Genomic DNA, 26,747 nt, shown 5'->3' with positions numbered 1-26,747 from the left:
AGTCTGGTGACCATAGCGGAGGGGATACACGCGTACCCATCCCGAACACGACCGTGAAGACCTCCAGCGCCGAGCATACTTGGGGTGAAGACCCCTGGGAACCTAGGTCGTTGCCAGGCAACAGGAGTACAGGTGGCTGTTAAGTGTGGAGTTTCCCTCCTTGGGGATTCTGCCTTACAGCCACTTTTTTGTTGATTTTGATTATCTAATCTTTATATATGATCATGTAATCTTGATCAATGACCAAGCATAATCACTGTCTTTAATCTTGGTTATTTTTTTCATACTATGATTTATTAAACATATAGTATAATATAAGAAAATATATACTATTCTAAAATTTGTTTCGATAGGTGGTATCATACTGGAACATTTACTGTGGATTTTATTTGGATTAATTCTTGCAGTCATTGAACTAATATCATTTACTTTTTTTATTATTTGGATTGCATTAGCAGCCGTTGTTACAGGTATAATTAGTTATTTTATGAATGGATGGTTACTTCAGATTATTGTATTCATTTTTTTAGCAGTAGTACTTCTTCTTATATCAAGACCTTATGCTCGCAAGCTTAGAAATAAAAAAACATATATAACTGAGCAAGAATCTTTACTAAATAAAGAGGGTAAGGTGATTCGTGGGGGTGAAGCAGGGAAAATAATAACTGTATCAATAGATGGTTCGATTTGGTCGGCCATTTGTAACCAGCCAGTCAATATGGGGGATATTGTGCAAGTGATAGCTATTGATTCTGTAATTTTAAAGGTAGTACTATTCAAATAAACTTATGCGTTATCGTCTTGATTGCTTGTTATTGATAACGATAATCATTATAGAATGCAGGTGAGTAGATGCTAACATCTATTATTGGATTTATTATATTGATTTTAGTGATTATAGCAATATGGCGCTCCATTCGGATTATTCCTCAACAAAGGTTAGCTATTGTTGAAAGACTCGGTAAGTACCATAATACTTTACAAGCTGGAGTCAATTTTGTCATTCCTTTTATCGATCGTGTTGTTCGCGTATTGGATCTTCGGACTCAACAAGTTGTAGTTCCGCCACAAATGGTCATCACTAGGGACAATGTGCAAATTTCCATAGATACGGTGTTTTTTTACACAGTAGTTGATGCCAAGAGAGCAACTTATAACATTCAGGACTTTGTTCAGGGAATTCAAAACGTAACAGCCGCTAATATTCGCCAGGTAGTAGGTCATATGGAATTGGATGAAACTTTGGCTGGCAGAGATAAAATATCCATTGCTTTAAGAACAGCACTTGATGAAGTTACAGAGTCCTGGGGAGTAAGAATTGACCGTGTGGAGGTTGTTGATATTAAACCTCCGCGAGAAATACAAGATGCAATGGAGAAACAAATGAAAGCGGAACGTGAAAAAAGAGCGAATATCTTACAGGCTGAAGGTGAACGTCAAGCAGCGATTCTAAGAGCTGAAGGAGAAAAACAAAGCGCTATATTAAGGGCTGAAGGTGAAAGAGAATCCAACATTCGACGTGCAGAAGGTGTTCGTCAAGCTGAACAACTGGAAGCGGACGGTCGTGCTCAAGCAATCCGTTTAGTGGCAGAAGCTGAAAAACGTCGTATTGAGTTTCTTAGAGAAGCGGGACTGGATAATAAAGTATTAACATATCAATCTTTTGAAGCCTTGCAAGGAATGGCAAAAGGTGAGGCAACAACGCTATTTATTCCCAATGAGACAGTTTCTGTTTTTTCTTCATTGGGGGCTTTGAAAGGATTGTTTCAGTCACAGGATGCTTCAGAAAATAAGCCATCATTATAAATTGATCCGATCTAATCCTAAGATTCGTCGAAAAACAACATATACCAACAGGATTTTGTACCTATATGTCGAATTTACGGGACATGCTTATTAGCTAGTCCCGTTTTTTGTGATGAAGGAGGATTTTTATGATTGAAATGCAGGATGTGTGGAAGGAGTATGCAAATGGAACACACGCCCTGAATGGCATATCGGTCCACATCACAAAAGGTGAATTTGTCTACGTAGTTGGACCTAGCGGAGCAGGCAAATCCACATTTATAAAATTGATGTACAGAGAAGAGCGTCCTACTAGAGGGCATATTTTTGTGAATGGATTTAATATAGAACGCTTAAAAAATCGAAAAATCCCATATTTGAGACGAAGTATTGGGGTAGTGTTTCAAGATTTTAAATTGCTTCCAAGATTAACTGCAGGTGAAAATGTAGCATATGCTTTGGAGGTTATTTCAACCCCTCATCGTCATATTCGCAAAAGAGTAAAAGAAGTTATGGAATTGGTAGGATTAGGAGACAAATTGGATGTATTACCTAATCAATTGTCTGGTGGTGAACAGCAAAGAGTGGCTGTTGCTCGAGCGTTGGTCAATAATCCATCCGTGATCATAGCTGATGAACCAACAGGCAATCTTGATCCTGAAAACTCCTGGGGCATAATGAAACTTTTTCAACGTATTAACGATCGAGGTACTACAATTGTCATGGCTACTCACAATAAGGATATTGTAAATACCATCCGAAAAAGAGTCATTGCAATTGAAAATGGAAAAATTGTTCGCGATGAAAGTAAAGGAATGTATGGTTATGATAATTAATTCGTTGTCTAGACATTTTAAAGAAGGTGCAAAGAATTTAATTCGAAATGGCTGGATGTCTTTTGCTGCATTCAGTGCTGTTGTTGTGACATTGGCAATCGTAGGAGTTTCGTTGTTGGTTGCACTCAATGTCCAACAAATGTCAAAATATGTTGCCAATCAATTAGAAGTCAGTGCATATTTACAGCAGAATTTATCAAATGCTGAAGGTCAAAAAATCGAAATGCAAGTTGAAAATATACCTGGTGTAAAATCAGTGGTTCTAGAAACTAAGCAACAAGGCCTGAAGCAGCTTGAAACAGAGCTTGGTCCTCAGTATGGAGATTTACTCAAGGGGTTAGGGACCAATCCACTCCCTGTTACCTTAATTGTAAAGGCGGATAATCCAAGAGACACCTTACAAGTAGCCAATAACCTAAAAACAATCCCACAAATTGCCTCAGTCAATGATGGTGCGGAATATGTCCGACCGCTTTTTCGAGTTTTGGATATAGTACGCAATATAGGTGCTGTTTTATTGCTTGCCATGTTTTTAACAGCTGTATTTTTAATATCTAATACAATTCGTATTGCAATATTTTCGCGGCGAAGAGAAATTGAAATTATGCGGCTTGTAGGTGCAACTAATGGTTTTATAAGGATGCCTTTTTTAGTTGAATCTACACTCATTGGTGTATTTGGAGGAGCAGTTCCAGCTGTTGCATTAGATTTTCTATACCAATATCTATATCAGATTTCTGGAGGTTACTTTTATGGGATTCATTTTCCGTTAATCTCTGTAAACTGGTTTGTCATTAAAGTAACGGTAGCACTTCTTGTATTAGGTTTCGTACTCGGGTTTTGGGGCGGATTTATGTCTGTTCGTAAATTTTTACGTATATAAAAGTAGTTTTCAGTAGATTCATTTTATCGAGTAATTTAATGTAAAGGAGGGGAGCTGATGAGTTCGACACAGATCTTATCAGTGGGCGAATCCATATTAGAAGTTCTTAAGTATATATGCCTTAATCCCCTTCTCTATATAGCATTGTTCTTAATTTTCTGGGAGAATTATCGACAGGTACAAACTGAGCGTCAATTATTTTGCATTCGAATAACAAGAATAGGGAAACCCTTATTAGTAAGGCAACTCAAGTCTATCGCGATTGGTGTCATCATCACAGCAGCACTTCTGTATTTGGGTTGTTCAGTCACCCAAGGAGAATTATTTTGGTTTATTGCTTGTTCAATGTTATTCTCTATAGCTCAATTAAGATGGATGAATTCAATTAGTAGTATATCCTTGTTGATGATACTCACTTGGATTTTGAAAAATATTCCTAATCTAACTCTTCGTGGTTGGATGAAGCCATTATTGGATTTTCAAAGTTCGTCATGGATGATCATTGTCTCAGCATTAGCTTTATCACAAATTATTTTATTTCTTTGGACAGGCTCTGAAGAAGTAAGTCCAACAATATTGCGAGGTAAGCGCGGAAGATCCATCGGTGGTTTTTTTCTGCAGATATCATCAATGATACCTATCGCGATTTGGACTCCTGGTTTGATTTGGAATCTTAATGAGAAGACGGCCCCTTTTTATTTGTTAAAAAATACACTGTCAGTTGGTGTTTTAGGAATACCCTTATTGATTGGGCAATCGTATCGTGCGGGTTCAACTCCCCCTTCTCAATTTAAAAAATTGAATATCCTACTTTCTTTTATACAATTCATTGTCGCTGGATTCGCTGTCTATATGAGTGTCGCAGTTCACAAAGATTTTATGATACCTATTTCAGCTGCAATTATTTTCCTGAGTATGGAGGGGTTGTTCTTTCATTTCCGTTATAAAGAAAAAAGACGTGATGCGATTATAACACCGATTTCTTCTGGAGCTCGTATCCTTCATACTCTGCGCGGATCATTAGCAAGGGAGATAGGGTTGGCTACTGGTGAGACGATTTTACAAGTGAATCAAATGCCTGTACGCAATGAATATGAATTACATTTTGCAATTGATGCTAATCCAGCTTATGTTAAATTTCAGATAGTAGATATTCAAGGAGAAGTAAGGATGATTGGCAAACCCATATATAGTGGAGAACGTCATCAATTAGGCTTGTTAATTTTATCGGAAGAAGATATAAACGTCACAGAAGAAAAAAGGGCTTTTGGTTTGTTTATGAGTTTATTTAGCAAAAGAAAAAAAATTATCGATATTACAGATCATCAAAAGGACAAATCGGAAGAAATTGTCCGTACATCCTATTAAGATAGGGATATGGGGAGGTAAATCAATTGGATATCGCAACGCTTGCGGGAATTATTATTGCTGTAGTTGGGTTAGTGGGAGGATTTATGCTCGATGGAGGCTCATTTACAGCTCTTCTCCAGCCGAATGCAGCATTGATTGTTTTTGGAGGTACATTAGGGGCAACATTAACCTCTTCTTCATTAAAAACTTTTTTACGTATAGGGAAATATCTGAAAATCGCTTTTCTTTCAAAAAAAATTGATTACCTTGATGTGATTGAACAACTGGTTAATCTAGCGACAATTGCAAGAAGAGAAGGTATTCTTGCACTGGAAGATAGAGTTGAAAGTTTTCCAGATCAATTCTTGCGAGATGGCATCAGATTGGTAGTAGATGGTGTCGATCCCGAATTGGTTAAAAATATGATGGAGACTGAACTCTCTTATGTTGAACAACGCCATGAAATAGGAGCTAAGATGTTTGAGGCTGCTGGCGGTTTTGCACCTACAATGGGTATTATTGGTACGGTAATGGGTCTAATTCATGTGCTTGGGAGTCTACAAGATGTTTCAAAGCTTGGCCCACAAATTGCTACAGCCTTTACAGCTACGTTATATGGTGTTGCAAGTGCTAACGTTTTTTGGCTGCCTATCGCTAATAAGTTGAAGCATAGAAACGAGGATGAAATTTTACTTAGAGAAATTATGATGGAAGGAGTTTTATCGATACAGGCTGGAGAAAATCCAACAATACTTGGCCAAAAACTAAAAGCGTTTTTACCACCTGCTGACCGTATAGAATCTTCGAAAGGAAAGACGGGTGAGGTCAATGCCGAGACGGCGCAAGCCTGAACCACCACAAAATCATGAACGCTGGTTAATAACATATTCAGATTTAATTACATTACTCATGATATTTTTTGTGATTATGTACGCAATGTCTTCTATTAATCATATTAAATTTGAATCTTTATCACAATCGTTAGCAGCTGCATTACATAAATCCGATCAGATACCATTGAATAATACAGGAACAACAGCTTTAATTTCGGCAGCGAATCCAACCAATACGGGTGATCAGCAAAAAGTGTCATCCATGCAAAAGCAGAATGACAGTAAGCTCAATCATCTCTATGCCATATTGCAGTCATATATTCAATCACACAATTTAAGTGGTAATGTATCACTCCAAAACCAACAAAGAGGTGTGCAGATAACTCTTAAAGATGTCGTGCTTTTTGATACCGGATCGGCTAATATTCGTCCTGAGGCACAAAAGATCCTTTTGGGTTTAATTCCATTTTTTCGATCCTTGCAAAATCAAATTGTTGTTGAGGGATATACGGACAATGAACCAATAGATACTCCGATTTATCCTTCCAATTGGGAACTTTCAGCAGGTAGAGCCATGGGTGTCGTTCGTTTTTTGGCTAGTCATGGCATAGCCCCTCAGCGTCTATCAGGGATTGGATATGGTCAATATCGTCCAATAGTCCCCAATAATACACCGCAGAATCGCCAAATGAATCGTCGTGTGAATATTGTTATTTTGCGGCAGGGAATTCAACCGGGTACTATCAATGCTGAGCCAGTAGGTGTTGCAGGAAATGGATAGTCTTTACCAATCATTTAGGTCTATTTTCTTCAGTCTTCGAGCATGCTGAGGATGGCAGATTGCTGTCCTTTTTTATTTTTAAAAATGGCGAACATTTGTTCTTATTTTTTGTAGAATGTGATATTCTTAATTAAAGAGGCTTCTTGCTAGGAGGTCAAACTATTTTGGAACGTGAGTACAGAAAGTTTAAACTGGTATCACAGTATCATCCGCAAGGAGACCAACCAGAAGCTATCAGAGGCTTGGTAGAGGGTGTTCAAGGATTATTAAGACATCAAACCTTGCTTGGGGTAACTGGTTCAGGAAAAACATTTACAATGGCAAATATTATTGCTGAATTAAATAGACCTACTTTAGTGATAGCGCATAATAAAACATTGGCAGCACAACTTGCGGCAGAATTTAAAGACTTCTTTCCTGAAAATGCAGTTGAGTATTTCGTCAGCTACTATGATTATTATCAGCCGGAGGCTTATATTCCTTCGACAGATACCTATATAGAAAAAGATGCAAAAATTAATGATGAAATTGATAAATTGCGCCATTCGGCGACAGCATCTATTTTAGAAAGAAACGATGTTATTGTGGTCGCCAGTGTATCGGCTATATATGGGTTGGGTAGTCCGCAGGAATATGCAAGTCATGTATTGTCTTTGCGTGTCAATAGCACACGTTCTAGGGATTCTATCCTTCATCGATTGGTAGACATGCAGTATGAGCGTAATGATATGAATTTTACGCGAGGCACATTTCGCGTTAGAGGTGACACAGTAGAAATTTTCCCAGCCTCCAGGGGCGAGCATGCCATTCGTGTCGAGTTGTTTGGAGACGAGATAGATCGGATCACCGAAATCGATGTATTGACTGGAGAAGTGGTAGGGTATAGAGAGCATGTCTCTATTTTCCCGGCGTCTCACTTTGTTACATCACGTCCACGTCTGGAAGCAGCAATTACAAGAATTCGTGATGAACTCAAAGAAAGATTGACAGAGTTGCGTGCCAATAGGAAGCTTCTGGAAGCCCAACGTTTGGAACAAAGAACAAATTACGATATTGAAATGATGCTGGAAATTGGTTTTTGTACAGGTATTGAAAACTATTCCCGTCATTTAGAAGGGCGAGCCGCAGGTGAACCTCCCAATACGCTATTAGATTATTTTCCAGATAACTTTATTACTTTTATTGATGAATCTCACGTCACATTACCGCAAATTCGAGGGATGTACGGTGGAGATAGAACTCGCAAGCTAACTTTAATTGAGCACGGTTTTAGGCTCCCGTCGGCTGCAGATAACAGACCTTTAACTTTTGAGGAATTTGAACAAAAAATTGGCCAAATTATTTATGTTTCTGCAACTCCTGGTCCTTACGAGGAAGCCCATGAACAAAAACGAGTGGAACAAATCATACGTCCAACAGGCTTGCTCGATCCGTTAATCCATGTAAGGCCCACAAAAGGACAAATTGATGATTTAGTTGTAGAAATTCAGGGAAGAATCGCTCGCAAAGAAAGAGTTCTTATCACAACTTTAACGAAGAAAATGTCCGAAGATTTAACGGACTACCTCAAAGAGATAGGAATTAAGGTTCGTTATTTACACTCTGATATTAAAACCATTGAACGTATGGTCATTTTGAGAGATTTACGCTTAGGAGTATTTGACGTTTTGATTGGTATTAACTTGCTTAGGGAAGGTCTTGATTTGCCTGAAGTTTCACTTGTTGCCATATTAGATGCGGATAAAGAAGGATTTTTACGCGCAACTACTTCTTTGATTCAAACGATTGGCCGGGCTGCACGAAACAGTCACGGAGAAGTTATTATGTATGCCGATCATATTACCGAATCAATGCGCCTTGCGATTGATGAAACCAATCGGCGACGAGCTAAACAGATTGCTTTTAATGAGTTACATGGTATCACTCCGCAAACGGTACAAAAATCTGTACGTGCTGTAATTGAAGCAACACGCTCTGCTGAAGAGGCAAACGATTTTATTCCTTTAGCAGAACGAGCTAAAAAAATGTCGAATAAAGAGAGAAAAACTTTAATTGAAAAACTGGAAGAAGAAATGCGGAAAGCAGCAAAGGAATTGCAATTTGAACGGGCCGCTGAACTTCGTGATTTAATTGTTGAATTGACTGGTTAGAGTAAGCCAATTTCCTTTATTTTTCTAAACATGACCGCTATTCGGATAATGTGAGGTGTACAATGAGCAGCGCATATATTGAAGTAAAAGGTGCGCGTGCGCACAATTTAAAGAATATTGATGTGCGAATTCCACGCGACCAATTTGTAGTCATTACGGGATTAAGTGGCTCAGGGAAATCTTCTCTGGCTTTTGACACCATTTATGCAGAGGGACAGCGGCGATATGTTGAGTCTCTATCGGCTTATGCGAGACAATTTCTCGGTCAAATGGATAAGCCTGATGTTGATTCTATTGACGGTTTGTCGCCTGCGATATCTATAGATCAGAAAACGACAAGTCGCAATCCTCGTTCTACTGTGGGTACGGTCACTGAAATATATGATTACTTGCGTCTTTTATTTGCAAGAATTGGTCAACCTTATTGTCCCAATTGTGATATTCCCATTACATCGCAAACTGTAGAGCAGATGGTAGATCATCTGATGCATCTCCCAGAAGGCACGCGCATACAAATTCTCGCGCCGCTTGTACGTGGACGAAAGGGAGAGCATCAAAAAATATTTGATGAAATACGTAAACAAGGTTATGTGCGAGTGCGTGTGAATGGTGAAACACTTGATGTACAAGAGAAAATTCAGCTTGAAAAAAACAAAAAACACAATATTGAAGCTGTCGTTGACCGTATTGTTATCCGTGAAGACATAACCTCTCGTTTAGCCGATTCTTTAGAAACCGCGCTTGGGTTGGCGGGCGGAATCGTACTTGTGGATGTTATAGGAAAAGAAGAAATTCTTTTTAGTCAAAATTTAGCATGTCCTAATTGCCAATTTAGTGTGGAAGAACTAGCACCGCGCATGTTTTCTTTTAACAGTCCATTTGGAGCATGCGAAGCTTGTACGGGATTAGGTGTTAAAATGGAAGTTGATGAATCATTGGTCATACCTAATCCGCAATTATCCATTGATGAAGGCGCCATTGATCCATGGACCGGATCGACCTCAAACTATTACCCACAATTATTGAAATCAGCCTGTCAAACACTCGGTATTGACACTCAGGTACCCATTGCTGAATTGCCTGAAGAAGCGGTTGAAAAAATTTTATATGGAAATGGTGTGCGAATTCAGTTTCGATATGAAAATGAATTTGGACAGCAGAAAACTGCTGAAATACCGTTTGAAGGTGTGATTCCTAATTTAGAACGTCGATATAGGGATACTGCATCCGAGTCTATAAGAGAATTTATTGAAGGTTATATGAGTGCGAAGCCATGTCCAGCTTGTAAAGGAAAACGGCTCAAACCCCAATCGCTTGCTGTACGCGTTGGAAATCGAAATATTGCCGATGTAACAGAGGATTCGGTTATTGAGTCGCTGGCTTTCTTTCAAAACCTGCGACTCTCTGAGAAGGAATGGGCGATTGCACGATTAATTCTCAAAGAAATCCAGTCGAGATTAGGTTTTTTGAAAAATGTTGGACTCGACTACTTAACACTTTCCCGTGCTGCAGGTACGCTCTCTGGTGGGGAAGCGCAACGCATACGTCTAGCTACACAGCTCGGTTCTAGTTTAATGGGTGTACTCTATATTTTGGATGAGCCGAGTATCGGATTGCATCAACGTGATAACGAACGGTTGATAAAAACACTCGAACATATGCGTGATTTGGGCAATACGTTGATTGTGGTCGAACACGATGAAGATACCATGCTTGCCGCAGATCATATTATCGATATGGGAGTTGGCGCCGGGGCGCATGGCGGACAAGTCATTGCGCAAGGAACACCGCAAGAGGTTATGTCTAACGAACAATCGATAACGGGAAATTATTTATCTGGTAGAAATTTTATTCCTGTTCCAACGGAGCGTCGTCACCCAGATGGACGTTATCTGGAGATTCGTAAAGCTAAAGAAAATAATCTCAAAAATCTTTCCGTGAAAATTCCTATTGGCCTGTTTATTTGTGTAACAGGAGTATCGGGATCGGGGAAATCCACACTGGTTAATGAAATTATTTACAAATCACTGGCTCGCGATTTAAATAAAGCTAGAGTAAAACCTGGAAGATACGAGTTCATACGAGGAATGGAGTATCTCGATAAAGTGGTGGATATTGATCAGTCTCCCATTGGTCGAACGCCTCGCTCCAATCCTGCTACCTATACAGGAGTTTTTGACGATATTCGAGATTTGTTTGCAACGACTAACGAGGCTAAAATACGCGGGTACAAAAAAGGTAGATTCTCTTTTAATGTCCGCGGGGGACGATGTGAGGCTTGCAAGGGTGATGGCATTATTAAAATTGAAATGCATTTTTTGCCTGACGTGTATGTACCTTGTGAAATTTGCAAAGGTCGCCGTTATAATAGAGAAACTTTAGAAGTTCGCTATAAAGGAAAAAACATAGCGGACATTCTGGATTTGACGGTAGAAGAAGCGCTTCAATTTTTTGAAAATATCCCTCGCATCTCAAGAAAGTTACAGACGCTACATGATGTTGGTCTTGATTATATGAAACTTGGACAGCCAGCGACGACCATGTCAGGTGGAGAAGCGCAACGTGTTAAACTTGCAAGTGAATTGCATCGGCGCAGTAATGGACGGACATTTTACATTCTGGATGAACCGACCACTGGATTGCATGTAGCGGATATTGCAAGACTTTTGACAGTTCTTCATCGTCTTGTAGAGCAAGGGGACACTGTGCTCGTCATTGAACATAATCTGGATGTTATCAAAACAGCAGATTATATTATCGATCTCGGTCCGGAAGGTGGCGATAGGGGAGGTACACTGGTAGGGACTGGAACGCCAGAAGACATATGCAATTTGACGAATTCATATACAGGGCAATTTTTGCGACCTATTCTTGAGCGTGACAAAGAGCGTACTCGGCATGCTCAAGTCAAATTAGCTGAATATAGCTTGGTTGCAGAAAAAACTGAGGGTTAATGTTTTTATTCAGAGAATGGCGAGTGGAGGGGTTCAGATGGAGCGAGGCATCACAGTGCAGGAACTGGTTGATAGTCTGGGCATGCACGTCTTTACTCCAGATGCTAATTTACAGCGAGTCATTCGTACTGTAGATATAAATCGTCCTGGTCTGGCTTTAGCTGGCTATTTACGATACCATCCAGCTGAACGGGTACAATTATTAGGTCGAACTGAGCTTTCTTTCTTGCAAGGAATGAATCCTCGAGAGCAAGCTTTACGAGTATTTGCTTTCTGTGCATATGAAGAAACACCTTGTGTCATCATCAGCCGCAGTGAAATGCCTCCAGACCCGTTGTTGGAAGAGGCTTTACGTAGAGAATTGCCAATCCTTGGTACGCAAATGGTGACCACAAGAGCCGCAGCCACTCTCTCAAACTTTTTGGAAGAACGTCTGGCCCCCGAGACACTGGTTCATGGTGTGTTGGTAGATGTGTATGGTATCGGTATTCTCATTACTGGTAGCAGTGGTATAGGCAAGAGTGAAACTGCGCTTGAATTAATCAAGCGAGGTCATCGATTAGTTGCGGATGATGCGGTATTAATTCGCCAAATTTCCGATGATACATTACTGGGCAGTCCGCCTACTTTACTTCAACATTTGTTAGAAATACGAGGACTTGGTGTATTGAATGCTATGACTCTTTTTGGAGCGGGGGCTGTTCGAACGCACAAGAAATTAGTAATGGTCATTCATTTGGAAGCTTGGCAGGAGAATAAGGCTTACGATCGACTGGGAATTGATCATCATACAATGCGGATTCTTGATGTGGAAGTTCCCTTGGTTACCATTCCGGTTCGGCCAGGACGCAACTTGGCAGTTATTGTTGAAGTAGCTGCCATGAATTTCCGCCTAAAGGGGATGGGTTACGACGCTGCTAAAGCTTTTACAGAAGAATTAGCGGGGGTCATTGCGAGTCATGTAGAGGAGAATCCTTCTTCTTAAGTATGCGTTAAATTAGACAAAAAAGGACTGCAGAGCTTTGCTTTGCAGTCCTTTTTAGGAATATTAGCTGAAACACTTGTACGGATTACATGGCTTCAGGCGCTTCGATAGCTAATAAATGTAGAGTATGAGCAAGAACATGTTTGGTTAGACGAACCAGATCCAATCTTCTTTGGCGGATAGAATGGGGAGCAGTAAGGATCGGATCGTCATGATAAAAACGATTAAACGCGTGACTGACGAGCAGGGCAAAACGAGCTATCACTGACGGGTCATATTGATCGACTGCTCTCTCAAAAAATTCATTAGCCTGCGCAATTTGCTTAAGCAGAGACCATTCAGATGGCGTCAATGTAAAGGATTGGAGTGCAACATCAGGTACTGAAACGCTGGAATTCATTTCTTCCTGAGAAATGGTGGTTAAAGCTTTTCGCAATACACTACATGCTCGTGCATGCGTATATTGAACATACGGACCAGTCTCTCCATCAAAATTGAGCACATCTTCGTATCGAAAATCCACATCATGGATTCGATAAGTTTTCAAATCATTGAAAATCACTGCCCCAACACCTACCTGGCGAGCTACTTCATCTGGGTTGGAGAGATTCGGATTTTTACTCTCAATAATGGAGCGTGCTTCTTGGATAGCTTTTTCAAGCACATCTTCCAAATAAACAACATGTCCACGACGCGTTGAAAGTTTCTCCCCATTGAATTTCATAAGTCCGAAGGCTACATGTACACAGTTGGAGGACCAATCTCTACCCATTAAATCCAATACTTTAAATACTTGCTGAAAATGTAAGGTCTGCTCCGAACCGACAACATACAAGAGATAATCAGCGTGAAGTTTGTCATGCCGATAAAGGGCGGCTGCTAAATCTCTAGTCGCGTATATGGTGGTACCATCAGATTTTCGGATAATACATGGAGGCATGTTCCACTCTGATAAATCAACAACGAAAGCACCATCACTTTCCACTAATAGATGTTTGTCTTGCAGTTCCTCAACAACAGCTTCCATTTTATCGTTGTAAAAACTTTCACCAAGATAATGGTCAAAATGAACACCGAGCAATCGATAGGTTTTTTCGAATCCAGTCAAACTTTCTTTGATAAACCATTGCCATAAACGAATGGTTTCCTCGTCCCCATCCTCAAGCTTTTTGAAACAGTACCTTGCTTCTTCCTCTAAGTGAGGATTCTGTTCAGCTTCTTGATGAAATCGGACATATAACTGAAATAGTTCGCGAATTGGATTCTCTTTAACTTTATCTTCTGAGCCCCATTTTTGATAGGCAGCAATAACTTTTCCAAATTGAGTGCCCCAGTCTCCAAGATGGTTGATACCGATTCCTTCAAACCCATCTTCTTTTAACATCCTCAGTAAGGCTTCACCAATAATGGTGGAGCGTAAATGGCCAACTCCGAAAGGTTTGGCAATATTGGGGGAAGAGTAATCGATAGCCACTCTTTTGCCCAGAAATCTCTGTCTTGTAAACAGGTTTGCTATATGTGTGGAGGAAATTTCAAAAACTTTATTCCATATTACGCTATGTCGAATTTTCATATTGACGTAGCCGTTCTCAACGGTGACACTTTCTAAACAAGTTGCAGATTTGAGTAATTGGGCAATATCATGGGCAATTTGTTGAGGATTTTTTCTTAACTTTTTTGCAAATTTAAAGCAGGGTAACGCTAAATCTCCAAGTTCTGGGTTTGGTGGATATTCCATCAGCATAGCACAGTTTTCCGGAGTTTCCTGTAAAGTGCTCGCTATCTTATTGGCCAGTTCAATTTTTACTGTACGCATATTCTCTCTCCCCGACGTCATCGACTATTGAATTGTCCTATTATAGCATGGTTCAAAGATGACTTAGACAGACCTAGCTTCTAGAGTTTCGTTTGGGTATGGTATACTGTCCGTGATTAGTTCACATAATTTGGAGTTTTGTCAGACAACCTGCAGCTTGTAGCTGATTTCTACATGAACTGTAATATTGAATTTGTCTGGCTTGGAGGTGATTGAGCTTGAAACCTGTCTCACCCAAGCGTTCATCTAATTTGCAGGGACATTCCAATAAAGTTATTCCATTTCAACAGACGGCTGACTATTTCCATGAAAGAGGATTGGAATATTTGCGGCGCAACGATTTACACAGGGCGTTGCGTGCTTTTCAGAGAACCGTAGAGGCTGATCCAAATAACCCAGCAAATCATTGTAATGTTGCTGGGATTTTAGCGGAATTAGGTCAATTTACAGATTCGATAGCCGTTCTTGAGAAGGTTTTGCAAGAAGTGGATCCCGATATGTCCGAATGTTATTTTTATCTGGCTAATAACTATGCTCATCTTGGCCAATATGATTTGGCAGAGGAGTATATTTTACGATATTTAGATGTCTGTCCTGATGGTGAATATGTATTGGAAGCAGAGGAGATGTTAGATCTCCTTTTAGAAGAATTTGGCGGAGGTCAGGCTTATTCACGTTATGAAGCAGAGCAAGAAGAACAAGAGCGTGCCGCTGCTTTGCGTGATGGTCGACATTTGTTAGAACAGGGTAAATTTGAAGAAGCTGTTGAATGGCTGGAAAGAATGATTGTCAAGGAGCCAGAAAACATAGCTGCTCGCAACAATTTGTCCTTAGCTTATTTTTACACTGGGCAAACTGAAAAAGCATTGAAAATGGCAGAAGAGGTATTGACCCAACAGCCTGACAACTTGCATGCTCTCTGTAATTACGGGGTTTATATTAAACAGCAGTGGGGTCAAGAAGCTGCGGTTGAATATTTCAGTAAGTTTGAACCTGTATTCCCGCTCAACTACGATTTGGCCATGAAATTGGCTACTACGTATGGATTGGTTGGGATGCATGTTCAAGCAATGCGCTGCTTTTTGACGATAGCGAGATTTACAATTGATCCTGATGTCATCCTGATTCATTCCATTGCTGCTGCTGCGGCAAATGCGGGGTATTTTGCAACTGCCAAGCGTTGGTGGACTAAGTTGTCCAAAGACGAAAAAATGTATCAGATGGCTGAATATTACCTGCGAGTGCTTTCTGAAGCTGAACAAGAAGGATACAAAAAAGTAAATATTTCTTACCAGTATGATATTCCCGTACAACTGCAGTATGTAGAAATGAGACGCCGATTGAAAGAGATGGATGTTGAAACATGGCGTGACGATCCAATTTTCCGTGCTTCTCTTCAATGGGGTTTAATTCATGGCAATCAGCAGACCAAGTTTTCCATTCTCTTTGCACTTAGTCAAATCGGGGACGATGTAGCTGAAAAAATGGTTCGCCAATTTTTACGGGAACAGGATGTTGAAGAAGAATTACGTATTTACTCATTGCTTTTGCTCAAACATATCAGCAAAGTCAATTTTGTGGAAATTCGTCACAATCATCAGTTACAAAGGTTATCGCTAACAGATGTTCAAGAAGACATCATCCTTCAGGTTAATCGATATTATCAAGAAGTTTGGAGCTTAGCTGAATTATGGTTATTTCGTCAAGGATATGAAAATATCCATGGCTTGGTTAAAAAGACCTGGTTGAAATATCTGTATCTCAGATTGCCGGAAGACGATAAAAAAATTGGTAAAATTGGAATTTGGGCTGGAGGGCTGTTATATTTAGTGCTCCGTTACGAAGGAATATCAGTTACTTTACGTGAACTTTCAGAGGCGTTTGAGGTTTCATCCACTTCAATTCGCAAGGCTTCTCAAAGAATTGAGCAACTACTTTTGCAAAATGTCCAAAAAGAATAGCTGTTGTCATGAAAACTTAAACCGTTTGTAACACGCTTGCAATATGTTCGGCGTACTATACAGGTGTAGCACATTTGACCCCCTTTTAATATATTCCTTGTGGCGCCCAATCTGGGTGCCATTTTTTTAATGATGTCAAGGATAAAAACCTAATGGGATGCCAAGACAGTTGAATGGAGATATGGGTTTTGTGTCGTTGTTGAGGAATGAGTGGCGTGCTATGCTTGAAGAACAAGAGACTAGGGAGTGGGCAGTCTGTGACGGAGCGCATACGCACTTTAGTTTTGACAGGCATGTCTGGGGCAGGGAAAACGGTAGCCATGCAATCCTTAGAAGATGCTGGTTATTTTTGTATTGACAACTTGCCCCCGATATTGTTACCAAAGTTTCTCGATGTTGTTGGTCAATCGGGAGGACGCATCAGCAAAGTTGCTTTAGCATGCGACTTACGTGGAGGAGAATGGTTTGAACCCCTCCTTGAAATGGTAAAGCAATTGCGTCTCAATCAATCTTTAGAACTCTCTATAGTCTATTTAGACGCTAGTGATGAAGTATTGGTTCGCCGTTATAAGGAATCGAGACGACGGCATCCTATAGCACCTTCAATGACTTTGCTGGAAGGTATAGCTAAAGAACGAGCGGCATTGGAACAGATTCGCAATGCAGCCGATGTGGTTTTGGATACCAGTCATTGGCGTCCGAATCGATTGAAGCAGGAAATTATTCAAAGATTTGCGGAACATCAACCTCGCATGCCCGTTCATATTGTTTCTTTTGGTTTCAAATACGGAATACCAATTGATGCGGATATGATTCTCGATGTGCGTTTCTTGCCTAATCCTTACTATATTGATGACTTGCGACCGTTGACAGGTGAAGATGAACGTGTATTTGAATATGTCATGCAGTGGCCTGCCACTCAAGAATTCATAAAACGAACAGAGGGTTTGCTGCAATTTTTAATTCCTGAATTTCGTAAGGAAGGAAAAAGTCATTTAGTCATCGGTATTGGCTGCACAGGAGGAAAACATCGCTCGGTAGCCATATCGTGTTATCTTGCTCAGAGTTTGCAAAATTTATCAGATATTCAACTGATACATCGGGACAGCAGGCGGGAGGGATAAACCATGCGAAGATGGTGGTGGGTAGCCTGGACTGTTGCTTGTATCGGGGTCGGGATATTGGCAGGTACCTTGCGGTTAGCTAACTGGCAACATGGTACAGAAGCTGGCGGTATGGTTCTGGCAGCCGCAGTTTTTCTTTTGGCGTTGGGCTGGTGGCGTGATGTGCGGCGCAATCGACAAATTGCGAATGCAGCTAAGCGGCGATTGAAAATTGTGGCTATTGGTGGAGGGACAGGACTTTCTGTAGTATTGCGAGGATTAAAGGAGTTTCAGGTGGATTTAACAGCCGTTGTAACCGTTGCAGACGACGGGGGTTCCTCAGGGAGATTGCGCAGTGATTTTTCCATGCCTCCGCCTGGCGATATTCGAAACTGTCTGGTAGCGTTGGCTGATACTGAGCCGTTGCTTGAACGACTCTTGCAATTTCGCTTTGAATCTGGTGAAGGTTTGGCCGGACATAGCTTTGGCAATCTGTTTTTGGCCGCCATGACTCATATTATGGGCGATTTTGAATCAGCAATTCGTGAGACAAGCCGAGTTTTGGCTGTACGTGGAAGAGTTTTGCCTGCCGTCAAGGAAGATGTAAAACTACAAGCCATCTTGGCTGATGGTCGAGTGGTAGAAGGTGAGTCCAAAATCCCCGAGGCCGGATCGCAAATTAAAAAGATTCAACTCGTCCCGGAAGACTTAAAACCGCTACCAGAAGTGTTACAAGCCATTCAAGAAGCGGATGGCATTGTGATAGGACCAGGCAGTCTCTACACAAGTGTTCTTCCGAATTTGTTGATTCCTGGAATGGTAGAGGCGATTCAGTCCAGTAAGGCCTTAAAATTATACATTTGCAATGTAATGACGCAACCTGGTGAAACGGATGAATTATCTGCTTCAAGTCACGTAGAGACGATTTATCATCATACCAAGCCGGGTTTGTTTGATTATGTCTTGGTAAATTCGGCTAATTTTCCAGAGGAAGCGTTGCATCAATATCGTGAGCAAAACTCGTTCCCAGTACAACCAGATATTGAGCGATTGCATCAATTGCGTGTTCGTGTGATTGCCAGAAACTTTGTGCATTATGCAACATATGCTCGGCATGACAGTCGTTTGATAGCCGAACAAATTATGTCCCTTCTTGGCTATGAGCGGGAGAGTGCAGGCGAGTGGTGAAAGAGAGGTGGAAGCATGTCCTTTGCTTCCGAAACAAAAAAAGAATTAACTTGGATTCATGAACGATCCGATTGTCAAATCAGTGAATTTGCCGCAGTGGTTAGTTCAATTGGTGTAATTGTAAAACAAGATGGTCGATTGTCTATTGTCATGGAAACGGAAAATGTAGCAACCGCACGCCGTATTTACACACAGTTAAAGGAAATGTTAAATCTTTCCGCAGAAGTAGTTGTACGTCGAAAAATGCGATTGAAAAAAAATCACGTGTACGGAATCCGTCTCAGCGAATCTCAAGCGTTATCTATGCTGGAGCAACTGAGTTGGCGTGATATGCCTATGACAGAAGGGCATCTCCCGTTTCGTATACCTCCACATACTCATACCCAGGCCTTGCGCGCCTATTTGCGAGGCATATTTTTGGCAGCAGGTTCGGTGAATGCACCTGGCAGTTCTTCTTATCATCTTGAGGTTCAGGTACCTTCTCAAGAACATGCAAAGTATGTACAGTCACTCTTGAATAGTTATCAGTTAAACGCGAAATTTTTTCAAAAGAAAAAAGCTTATATTGTTTATTTGAAAGAAGGAGAGAAAATTGTGGATTTTCTTTCCATAATTGGCGCTCATCAAGCTTTGCTTAAGTTTGAAGATACTCGAATTTTAAAAGGGATGCGCAATCAGGTAAATCGACTTGTCAATTGTGAGACCGCCAATATGAACAAAACCATCAGTGCCGCCGTGAGGCAATTGGAATCGATACGCCGTCTTGAAGCAACGGTAGGACTATCTTCCTTGCCCGATCATCTTCGTGAAGCTGCAGAACTTCGTCTTCGTTATCCGGAAGCCAATCTACAGGAACTATGTAGCCATTTGCACAATCGTGTCAGTAAATCAGGGTTAAATCACAGATTTCGCAAATTGATTGAATTAGCTGATCAAATTCAGCCGTAAACCTTATGAGTAGCTTGGTCTACTCCGGACAACAAACCCATACATTATAATGATAGACCCTGTGACGGGAGATGGGGCGTGTGCGGTTTGTTGCAAAAAAAGCGCGTAGCCCATGGGTGCAACCGCGCTGGTTGATTGTATTGGCAATCATATCTGCAACTTTCATCTTTGAAATCATGCGCTGGATTATTCCTTTTGAGTCGCGCAATCCGCTCTACCAAGAAGTTACTATTGGCGAACCGGTTATTGCTGAGTGGGTGTATAACGGGGTAGATGAAGAAGGGTATCTGCGTTTTTTCAATCGCCTAGATGATCAGACGGTGGTGCTTCCTCCCGACAGTCACTTGTTTGGTGCTGATGGGCGTTTTGTGGTTCTTGAGCATCATACCCCCACGTCCTTGACTTATGCTGAACCGATTGAAGCCTTGCCAACTCGCTGGATTTTAGTAATCCTTGGCTTAATAGCCGCTTTTGTGGCTTTAATTCTGTGGCGTTTTCAAATCTGGCGTCAAAAGGTCATGAAAAAATTTCATCCACAACGGCGTATCATGCGTCGATAACGTTACTTTTCCATCGCTATGCTCATGGTATGTATGGTCTAGTCATGAATTTGGTGCATGTGAGAATTAAAGCCATCCTTGTTCATGAGCAAGCCGAGCAGCTTCATAGCGGGAGGAAACATGCAGTTTGCTCAGGATATCGGATAGATAATTGCGAATTGTTCCATCACTTAAATGCAGTTTTAAAGCTATTTCTTTCGTTGAATATCCTTTAGTTGCCAAACGTAAGATATCAATTTCTTTCGGGCTTAGAGGATTTTGAAATTCCCAAGCGGAAAATACCAGTTCGGGAGAAATGACCTTTCCTCCTGCTGCTACTTTACGGATGGCTGACGCTAGTTCAGTAAATTCAGCGTCCTTTAACAAATAACCGTTTGCGCCACTGGAAATCGCACGCTGTATATAACCAGGGCGGGCAAAAGTAGTCACAATAATAATTCGACATTCCGGCTTTTCCCGTTTGATCCATTGTGCTACGTCCAATCCGCTCATTTTTGGCATCTCAATATCCAACATGGCAATATCGACAGAAGTTGAACGAAGACCAGCTATGGCCTCATCACCGTCTGCTGCTTCACCTACGACTTCAAAATCGCTTTCAAAGGATAGCAATTGAGCTAACGCTCGTCTGACTAACCTTTGGTCTTCAGCAATAAAGAGTTTTATCATTCGGACACCTCAATATCCTGGTGAGGTTCATGAATTTTCTGTTTCGTTTTCTGAAGGAGGGGTAGTACAAGTAATATACTGTATCCTTCATGCAGAGATTGCACGTGTAAATCATTCGGTAAATCAAGGTGTTTTGGCTTTTCACCTTGCCAGTGGAAAACTTGTCCGTCAGCTGCTGAAATTCGACTCTGGATGCCCATCAGCCCTAATCCTTTTCTGGCCGATCCGGTTGCTTTTTTGGATTGTCCATCATTTTGTACAAGCATCCATATTTTCTCCTCTTCTCCGGTTTGGTCCCGAAGTAGACGAATCCATACATTTTCTCCTTCACTATGATGAACGATATTGCTTGAAATTTCACGCAAACACGCAGCGAAGACTTGGAGCGTAGGATGATTCTGCGGTATACACGGTGAGATTTCGGTCGAAACAGACCAACCAGCCTTCTCCAGAAAAGTGCTAATCATGTGTAATTCTTCATGGAATAGGCGAGTTTGATTAACGGCGATGTACTGTCTGACTCTGTTCAAGGCTTCCCGTGCCGCGGTTTCTATAAATTTTAGTTCCTGTTCTGCTGCTTCGTAATGACCATGTTGCAATTGACGTTGAGCTAGTTGGGCACCCAATGTCAAGCTCGCCAGTTCATGACCCATGACATCGTGCAATTCACGAGAAATACGTTCCCTCTCATTGATCTGTGTTAAAAATTCGATTTCAGCATTTTGTTGACGAAGTCTCAAATTGGCATCGTTCAGTCGGATTTGTTGGCTCATAATAAAGTACATGGCAAATACGCTGAGAGATACAGTAATGTAAACCAGAAGAGCAGGGCCCCAAGACAAATGCTGATAATGAATCATACATACAGCTTCTGCAGCAAAGATGAGTTGAGTAAGTGCAATCAGTTTTTTAGCTACTAAAGGAGGAACTGAGAAAATGATAATGGCAATCAAATAGTACTCCATATAAAAATATCCTATTGAATAAAACCAGGCGAGCGAGAGAATGATGGCCGCCTGAATGACAATAGAGAAGTAATGCCATATACGAATCGGTTTGCGAAAAGCAAACGAATATAAATACGCTGTTAAGATGAGAAGCAGAAACCCAATAATACGCTGAGTGATACCATGTACATCAAACAAATAGATAGCAGGGATAACGAGCAACAATTGATAGGATGTGCGAACGAAAAAGAGATGATTGAACATTTTCATTCGCAATCCCTCACTTATCTTTCAATTCCATTTCTTCATAGCTGCTGAAAAATTGAATCAATCCATGTAAGAACAAGCACACTTAATCACTTCTTGATTTTAGACAGAGAGATTTTTTTGATCGCGATTAAACGCTAAGCCGCCTATCACCACAAAAATCACAAAATATGTGAGCAATAGTAAGATGTCAGTGGTAGAAGGAAATTGATGGTCAACAATTCTCCAGGCGACATTGGCCATTCGAAAAGTTGGCAACCAATGGGCTAAGTGTTGCATCCAATGAGGCATGATGGCGACAGGAAACCACAATCCACCAAAGATGGAGAGTAGTATATATGCAGCTGAAGAAGCCACACTCGCCGCATTTTCACCAGCCAACACGCCAATAGTAAAACCAAGTGCCATAAAGGGTAAAGATGCAAACATTATACCAAGCAATGCGCCTATCCAGAGACGAATCGGCATATGAACGTGCGTAAAAATAGCAGCAGCCGCAAACATGATAAGAATTGTCAAAAAAGCAAGCAAAAGTTGTGTGACAATTTTACTGAGGATATACTGCCTGCTTGTCAAAGGCGTGGTGCGCAATAATTTTAGCCAGCCTTGCGTGCGTTCTACTGCGACGCGGTTGGCAAGCGAGTTCATGACTGTGCCAATGGTTCCAAAACTGGCCATAGACATCAGGAAATAGGTTTTCCAAGGCAAACCACTCAAAGTTTGTGAGCTGTTCCCATATAAATTTACGTAGAAAAAATAGTAAAAAAGCGGCAGCAACAAACTTAAAATAATCAGCCTTCGGTTGCGCATGGATCGTTTCAATTCAAAGCGACATTGAGCCCAATAAGCCTTCAAGAGACAGTGACCTCCTCATAGTTCTCCTTATTCGTGATTGCGAAAAAAGCATCTTCCAGTTTGCCTTGACTGACTTCAATTTGAGAGAGGGGCAATTCAGTTCGAAGTAACTTACGCAATAGGGAGTCAGAGTCGCGTGTCCGAATTTGTACTTTACGACCTTCCATAGAGCATTCGTCTTCGGAGGTTAAAAAACATTGCAAGTCTGCCGCCGTGAAACCTTCACCTATTTGCATGCGTATATAACTCCAGCCAGTTTTCGCTTTAATTTCAGCAGGTGAGCCATCAGCAATCAATTTGCCGTGTTGGATGACTAAAATGCGATCGGCAATAGCATCGGCCTCTTCTAAATGATGAGTGGAAAGTAAAAGTGTTCGTTCTCCGTTTTTTGTATATCCCCTCAATTGATGCCAAAAATCCCGGCGACTATTCACATCCATTCCAGTCGTCGGTTCATCAAGCACGAGGAATTGAGGATTTCCAGCCATGGCTAGAGCAAATTGAACTCTGCGCTGCTGACCGCCTGATAATTTGCTGGCATCTTTGTGACGCTCTGCAGTCAAGCCTGTCATTTGTAACAATGTTTCCAGTGAAGCTGGGTTTGGATAATTGCTGCGAAACAGTTGCAGAAGTTCTTGTACACTGATCTTGTCTGGCAAAGACACATTCTGTAGCATGGCCCCAATTTGTCGGCGTGTAGCGGGCTGGCGAGGATTGCCATGTAACACAGTGATCTTGCCGTCTGTTGGTTGAATCAGACCGAGCAACATAGCCATTGTGGTTGTTTTTCCGGCGCCGTTTGGACCTAATAGTGCTACAATGGTACCTTTTTCAATACTAAAAGACAGGTTGTCAACGGCGCGTTTACTGCCATAGTTCTTGCTTACGTTTTGAAACTCAAGAATGGATGTCAATTTGTCATCCTCCACTTTTTTTCAATCTCTTATGAAAAAGGTAATGAAAAATGTTTTTCATATCTAGTCACCTGCGTCACAATAGAACCATGACAATTGTCACTGATTTGCGTACTTGTATACATACCAACTTTCTTGTTCAGACCGGTGAATCATGGTACGCTTACTGGAAGATGGTTCTTTACAGGGAGGAGTTATTGACGCAATGGCGTTACGCCCAGGTCGCGTCCAACAAATTCATAAGCGCGAAGAGCGTGGTATTGACAGGAGCAATGAGCCGTTCAAAGTAGAACGTTTATTTCGTCGACCTGGATTGGTGGTTATTCAGCGTCCCGCTTTTGAAGCGGGATATACCAATCACATGCGGGAGATATATCCACAATGGGGTATTGGAGTCAGTACTTGTCTGGATGATGGGGTTCCTGTCAAACATCCTCGTCTGAGATTTGACCATTATGTCGATCTCGTTAAAGTGTGGGAAGACCAGGAGTACATCTACATTGAAGATATGTATGTGGACGTTCTCATTTATGAGCGCTCTTATTACCATGTTATCGACTTGGAGGAATTTGGCGAGGCGGTATTTTCACGTCAAGTTTCCCCAGCAGAAGCGCGTCGAGTGTTGGACAATACTCAAAAGTTTGTAGACTCTATGAAGCGAAGTCGATTGTCTTATAATATCTGGAAACATAAGTACGGTATTAACAGACGCTATCCCTAGGAGCGAAAACTGTCATGAAAATGCTGTTATTGATTGACTTGTCCAATGATTTTATACGTTTGGAAGGTTCATTAAATTGTGGCGAGGCAGGCTTGGCGATATTGCCGTATTGTCGTCAACAAGTGAAAAATTTTCTGACCCATGGGCAACTTGTTGTAGATGCCAGAGACAACCATGATCCGGAAGATTGGGAAATATCCTCTGGTCTATTTCCTCCTCATAATCTACGCGGTACATGGGGACAAGAGTTGGTGGAAGAAATCTCAAGTTTGCATGAATTGGCAAAACAGGGTCAATGGTTAACCCTATCTAAAAAACAGTACAATGCTACTTCTGGTACAAATTTGCTTTCCATTCTGGAAGAGTATGAAGTGGACGAAATTCATCTCGTGGGTGTTTGCACGGATATCTGTGTGCGCTACACGTTGAACGGTCTTTATGAATGGAAAACGGCACAATCTCGCAATTTGCGTCTGGTTGTTCATCAGCAGGGAGTAGCTTCTTTTAACGAAGTTGGTCATTTGGATAGCTTGCGGCATTTTCCGGCTACATTTGGTGCAGAAGTTGTGTAAATGTTTAGCAGAATAAACGGGAGAAGAAGCGGAATGGCTTTTTGCCTTCCCGCTTCTGTTCCGCTGCCAGTGAGGGCTCTTGCGAGTGGGGCTACTCCTGAATCTCCTTCATGACTTCTGATGCGATTTGCGCAGCGCCATTGCCGACTGAGCCAGAATTCATTCGCGGCGCGTTTTGCGTTTTACGGAACGCTTCCCAGGCCGCGATACCGACACTCGCACCAATTACTAAGGCGGTCATTGTGCCGATACCGTTTCGTCGGCGGGGCATAAATCGGCCACGCACAGAATTGGCAACCCCGTTCATCATATCCCACATGGTTAGCACCTCCCGCCGCTAGTGTGTCCATTTTGCAGGAATGTACGCATGATTTAAAACGCTGTATAATATCAACAGGGATCTTTTCCTCTCGCGGCAGTGTTTTTTCTAAAGGTTTAAAGGAGGTAGGGGCAGCATTCTGAGCAAGAAAGCTGTGAAAATCATCAACAGAGATCGTCATGGATGAAAATTTTCAGGAATATGGACATAAACTGGTGACGTGGTACCGACAAAACCGTCGCGATTTGCCATGGCGAAGAACTTGCGATGTTTACGCCATCTGGGTTTCTGAAACCATGTTGCAGCAAACGCGAGTGGAGACGGTCATTCCTTACTATTTGCGCTTTCTTTCAGCGTTTCCTGGTGTCGCTGATTTAGCCAAAGCTTCCGAAGAACAGGTGCTCAAACATTGGCAAGGGCTGGGCTATTATCGGCGCGCTAAAAACTTACACCTTGCTGCAAAACAGGTCTGTCAAGAATGGGGTGGAGATTTTCCCAAGACGAGAGACGGATGGTTGCAATTGGCAGGCGTAGGGGATTACACTGCGGGGGCTGTACTCAGCATTGCTATGGGTCAACCTGAGCCAGCTATTGACGGCAACGTACTGCGCGTAATGTCACGCTTGCTTTGTATTCGCGAGCCGGTACGTAACACCAACGTTGTTCGAAGGATACGCAAATTGCTCGAATATTGGCTGACAAACGATGTTCCATCGGACGTAACACAATCGATCATGGAACTTGGCGCGATTGTCTGTACACCGAGATCGCCACAATGTTTGTTATGTCCGCTTGCCGAGGGTTGCAGGGCGAAACGTGAAGGCTGTGCCGCAGAATTGCCTGTGAAAGTGGCTAAGGCTGCTCGTAAAAAGATGCTGGTGAGTGCCCTTTGGTTAGAACACGCAGGTCAGTTGCTCATTGAACAGCGTCCTGAGGAAGGCTTATTAGGGGGAATGTGGCAATTGCCGTCTTTGTCCGAAGAGCGGACAGAGGATGGCGGCTCCGAGTTGCCTTCTGCTTTGCGCTTGGCCGAATCTTTAATGGAACGTTTGGTTGCAGGTTCTTTGCTCGCGGATGAGATCAGCGAATCACCTCAACCCTATCTGGTGCCAGTTGCCACAGAGAAGCACGTCTTTACTCATCTTGAATGGGAAGTTCATGTTTGTCGTCCAGTGGGTTTAGCTTTAGAGAAACTTTTTGGACAGAGTCAGAAAAGAATGGAGCTCATGATTTGGGTTCCTGTGGAAGATTGGGACAAATATGCGTGGCCGCGAGTGTATGAAAAAATTTTGGAGAAACTGTTAAGCGAAAGGGTGAATATTTGATGCAGACGTACTCAGTATCTCGTGG

General features: G+C 41.7%; 24 protein-coding genes and 1 rRNA gene. 19 read left to right on the top strand and 6 right to left on the bottom strand.

Annotation, left to right across the window (positions count from 1 at the left end):
- Window positions 1-2 precede the first annotated feature (2 nt).
- The 11 genes from rrf to hprK all read left to right on the top strand — a co-directional run bounded on the left by rrf (window position 3) and on the right by hprK (window position 12,557).
- A 5S ribosomal RNA gene (gene rrf, locus BUA75_RS05540) occupies window positions 3-119 on the top strand.
- Window positions 120-487: 368 nt separating this feature from the next.
- Window positions 488-784 carry an NfeD family protein gene (locus tag BUA75_RS15850; RefSeq protein WP_072873574.1) on the top strand — a complete coding sequence of 99 codons (297 nt, stop codon included), beginning with the start codon at window positions 488-490 and terminating at the stop codon, window positions 782-784.
- Between the two features lie 68 nt (window positions 785-852).
- Window positions 853-1,806 (top strand): SPFH domain-containing protein, encoded by a 954-nt coding sequence (locus tag BUA75_RS05530; protein ID WP_072873573.1) that lies wholly within the window; start codon window positions 853-855, stop codon window positions 1,804-1,806.
- A 128-nt stretch (window positions 1,807-1,934) separates the two neighbouring features.
- Entirely contained in the window at window positions 1,935-2,621 is a 687-nt protein-coding gene (ftsE, locus tag BUA75_RS05525) for a cell division ATP-binding protein FtsE (RefSeq protein ID WP_072873572.1), read from the top strand.
- Between the two features lie 4 nt (window positions 2,622-2,625).
- On the top strand, window positions 2,626-3,504 hold the full coding sequence (gene ftsX, locus BUA75_RS05520) for a permease-like cell division protein FtsX (RefSeq protein ID WP_207549713.1): 879 nt from the start codon (window positions 2,626-2,628) through the stop codon (window positions 3,502-3,504).
- A gap of 57 nt (window positions 3,505-3,561) precedes the next feature.
- Window positions 3,562-4,872, top strand: coding sequence for a hypothetical protein (locus BUA75_RS05515; RefSeq protein ID WP_072873570.1), 1,311 nt, complete (start codon window positions 3,562-3,564; stop codon window positions 4,870-4,872).
- A 26-nt stretch (window positions 4,873-4,898) separates the two neighbouring features.
- Window positions 4,899-5,705: a flagellar motor protein gene (locus BUA75_RS05510; RefSeq protein WP_072873569.1), complete on the top strand. Its 807-nt coding sequence runs from the start codon at window positions 4,899-4,901 to the stop codon at window positions 5,703-5,705.
- The gene (locus BUA75_RS05505) at window positions 5,683-6,468 is read left to right on the top strand and encodes a flagellar motor protein MotB (protein ID WP_072873568.1); all 786 of its coding nucleotides are present in this window, start codon (window positions 5,683-5,685) and stop codon (window positions 6,466-6,468) included. The genes BUA75_RS05510 and BUA75_RS05505 overlap by 23 nt, the downstream gene beginning before the upstream one ends.
- A 164-nt stretch (window positions 6,469-6,632) precedes the next feature.
- The gene (gene uvrB / locus BUA75_RS05500; protein WP_072873567.1) at window positions 6,633-8,618 is read left to right on the top strand and encodes an excinuclease ABC subunit UvrB; all 1,986 of its coding nucleotides are present in this window, start codon (window positions 6,633-6,635) and stop codon (window positions 8,616-8,618) included.
- A 62-nt stretch (window positions 8,619-8,680) separates the two neighbouring features.
- Window positions 8,681-11,572 carry an excinuclease ABC subunit UvrA gene (gene uvrA / locus BUA75_RS05495; RefSeq protein ID WP_072873566.1) on the top strand — a complete coding sequence of 964 codons (2,892 nt, stop codon included), beginning with the start codon at window positions 8,681-8,683 and terminating at the stop codon, window positions 11,570-11,572.
- Between the two features lie 37 nt (window positions 11,573-11,609).
- The gene (hprK, locus tag BUA75_RS05490; protein WP_072873565.1) at window positions 11,610-12,557 is read left to right on the top strand and encodes an HPr(Ser) kinase/phosphatase; all 948 of its coding nucleotides are present in this window, start codon (window positions 11,610-11,612) and stop codon (window positions 12,555-12,557) included.
- An 85-nt stretch (window positions 12,558-12,642) separates the two neighbouring features.
- On the opposite strand, the gene argS is transcribed toward hprK, so the two are convergent.
- Window positions 12,643-14,373, bottom strand: a complete 1,731-nt coding sequence (gene argS / locus BUA75_RS05485) for an arginine--tRNA ligase (protein WP_072873564.1) — start codon at window positions 14,371-14,373, stop codon at window positions 12,643-12,645.
- Window positions 14,374-14,591: 218 nt separating this feature from the next.
- On the opposite strand from argS, the gene BUA75_RS05480 reads away from it, so the two are divergent.
- From BUA75_RS05480 to BUA75_RS05460, 5 genes are all read left to right on the top strand, one after another.
- Window positions 14,592-16,334 (top strand): tetratricopeptide repeat protein, encoded by a 1,743-nt coding sequence (locus tag BUA75_RS05480; RefSeq protein WP_072873563.1) that lies wholly within the window; start codon window positions 14,592-14,594, stop codon window positions 16,332-16,334.
- A gap of 257 nt (window positions 16,335-16,591) precedes the next feature.
- On the top strand, window positions 16,592-17,458 hold the full coding sequence (gene rapZ / locus BUA75_RS05475; protein WP_072873562.1) for an RNase adapter RapZ: 867 nt from the start codon (window positions 16,592-16,594) through the stop codon (window positions 17,456-17,458).
- Between the two features lie 3 nt (window positions 17,459-17,461).
- On the top strand, window positions 17,462-18,625 hold the full coding sequence (mgfK, locus tag BUA75_RS05470; RefSeq protein ID WP_072873561.1) for a gluconeogenesis morphogenetic factor MgfK: 1,164 nt from the start codon (window positions 17,462-17,464) through the stop codon (window positions 18,623-18,625).
- Between the two features lie 15 nt (window positions 18,626-18,640).
- Window positions 18,641-19,573, top strand: a complete 933-nt coding sequence (gene whiA / locus BUA75_RS05465; protein ID WP_072873560.1) for a DNA-binding protein WhiA — start codon at window positions 18,641-18,643, stop codon at window positions 19,571-19,573.
- Between the two features lie 80 nt (window positions 19,574-19,653).
- Complete coding sequence (locus tag BUA75_RS05460) at window positions 19,654-20,133, top strand: hypothetical protein (protein ID WP_072873559.1); 480 nt, start codon at window positions 19,654-19,656, stop codon at window positions 20,131-20,133.
- Between the two features lie 66 nt (window positions 20,134-20,199).
- Here the strand turns inward: BUA75_RS05460 and BUA75_RS05455 are convergent, their stop codons facing one another.
- The 4 genes from BUA75_RS05455 to BUA75_RS05440 all read right to left on the bottom strand — a co-directional run bounded on the left by BUA75_RS05455 (window position 20,200) and on the right by BUA75_RS05440 (window position 23,785).
- Entirely contained in the window at window positions 20,200-20,802 is a 603-nt protein-coding gene (locus tag BUA75_RS05455) for a response regulator transcription factor (RefSeq protein ID WP_072873558.1), read from the bottom strand.
- Entirely contained in the window at window positions 20,799-22,019 is a 1,221-nt protein-coding gene (locus tag BUA75_RS05450) for a sensor histidine kinase (RefSeq protein ID WP_072873557.1), read from the bottom strand. Before BUA75_RS05450 ends, BUA75_RS05455 begins: the two co-directional genes overlap by 4 nt.
- A 99-nt stretch (window positions 22,020-22,118) precedes the next feature.
- Window positions 22,119-22,871, bottom strand: a complete 753-nt coding sequence (locus tag BUA75_RS05445; RefSeq protein ID WP_072873556.1) for an ABC transporter permease — start codon at window positions 22,869-22,871, stop codon at window positions 22,119-22,121.
- The gene (locus BUA75_RS05440; protein ID WP_072873555.1) at window positions 22,868-23,785 is read right to left on the bottom strand and encodes an ABC transporter ATP-binding protein; all 918 of its coding nucleotides are present in this window, start codon (window positions 23,783-23,785) and stop codon (window positions 22,868-22,870) included. The genes BUA75_RS05445 and BUA75_RS05440 overlap by 4 nt, the downstream gene beginning before the upstream one ends.
- 154 nt (window positions 23,786-23,939) lie before the next feature.
- Between BUA75_RS05440 and BUA75_RS05435 the strand changes: the two genes are divergently transcribed.
- Both BUA75_RS05435 and BUA75_RS05430 read left to right on the top strand, forming a co-directional pair.
- Window positions 23,940-24,506 (top strand): DUF402 domain-containing protein, encoded by a 567-nt coding sequence (locus BUA75_RS05435; protein WP_242650250.1) that lies wholly within the window; start codon window positions 23,940-23,942, stop codon window positions 24,504-24,506.
- 14 nt (window positions 24,507-24,520) lie between these two features.
- Window positions 24,521-25,078: a cysteine hydrolase family protein gene (locus tag BUA75_RS05430; protein WP_072873553.1), complete on the top strand. Its 558-nt coding sequence runs from the start codon at window positions 24,521-24,523 to the stop codon at window positions 25,076-25,078.
- Between the two features lie 91 nt (window positions 25,079-25,169).
- Here BUA75_RS05430 and BUA75_RS05425 read toward each other — a convergent pair whose 3' ends face one another.
- On the bottom strand, window positions 25,170-25,397 hold the full coding sequence (locus tag BUA75_RS05425) for a hypothetical protein (protein WP_072873552.1): 228 nt from the start codon (window positions 25,395-25,397) through the stop codon (window positions 25,170-25,172).
- 179 nt (window positions 25,398-25,576) lie between these two features.
- On the opposite strand from BUA75_RS05425, the gene mutY reads away from it, so the two are divergent.
- A complete protein-coding gene (mutY, locus tag BUA75_RS05420; RefSeq protein WP_072873551.1) occupies window positions 25,577-26,722 on the top strand; it encodes an A/G-specific adenine glycosylase in 1,146 nt (381 codons plus the stop codon).
- Window positions 26,723-26,747: the final 25 nt, after the last annotated feature.

This window comes from Alicyclobacillus tolerans (genome assembly GCF_900142255.1).
In the GTDB taxonomy this organism is placed as follows: domain Bacteria; phylum Bacillota; class Bacilli; order Alicyclobacillales; family Alicyclobacillaceae; genus Alicyclobacillus_I; species Alicyclobacillus_I tolerans.
This window is presented reverse-complemented; position numbering and strand designations above follow the sequence as displayed.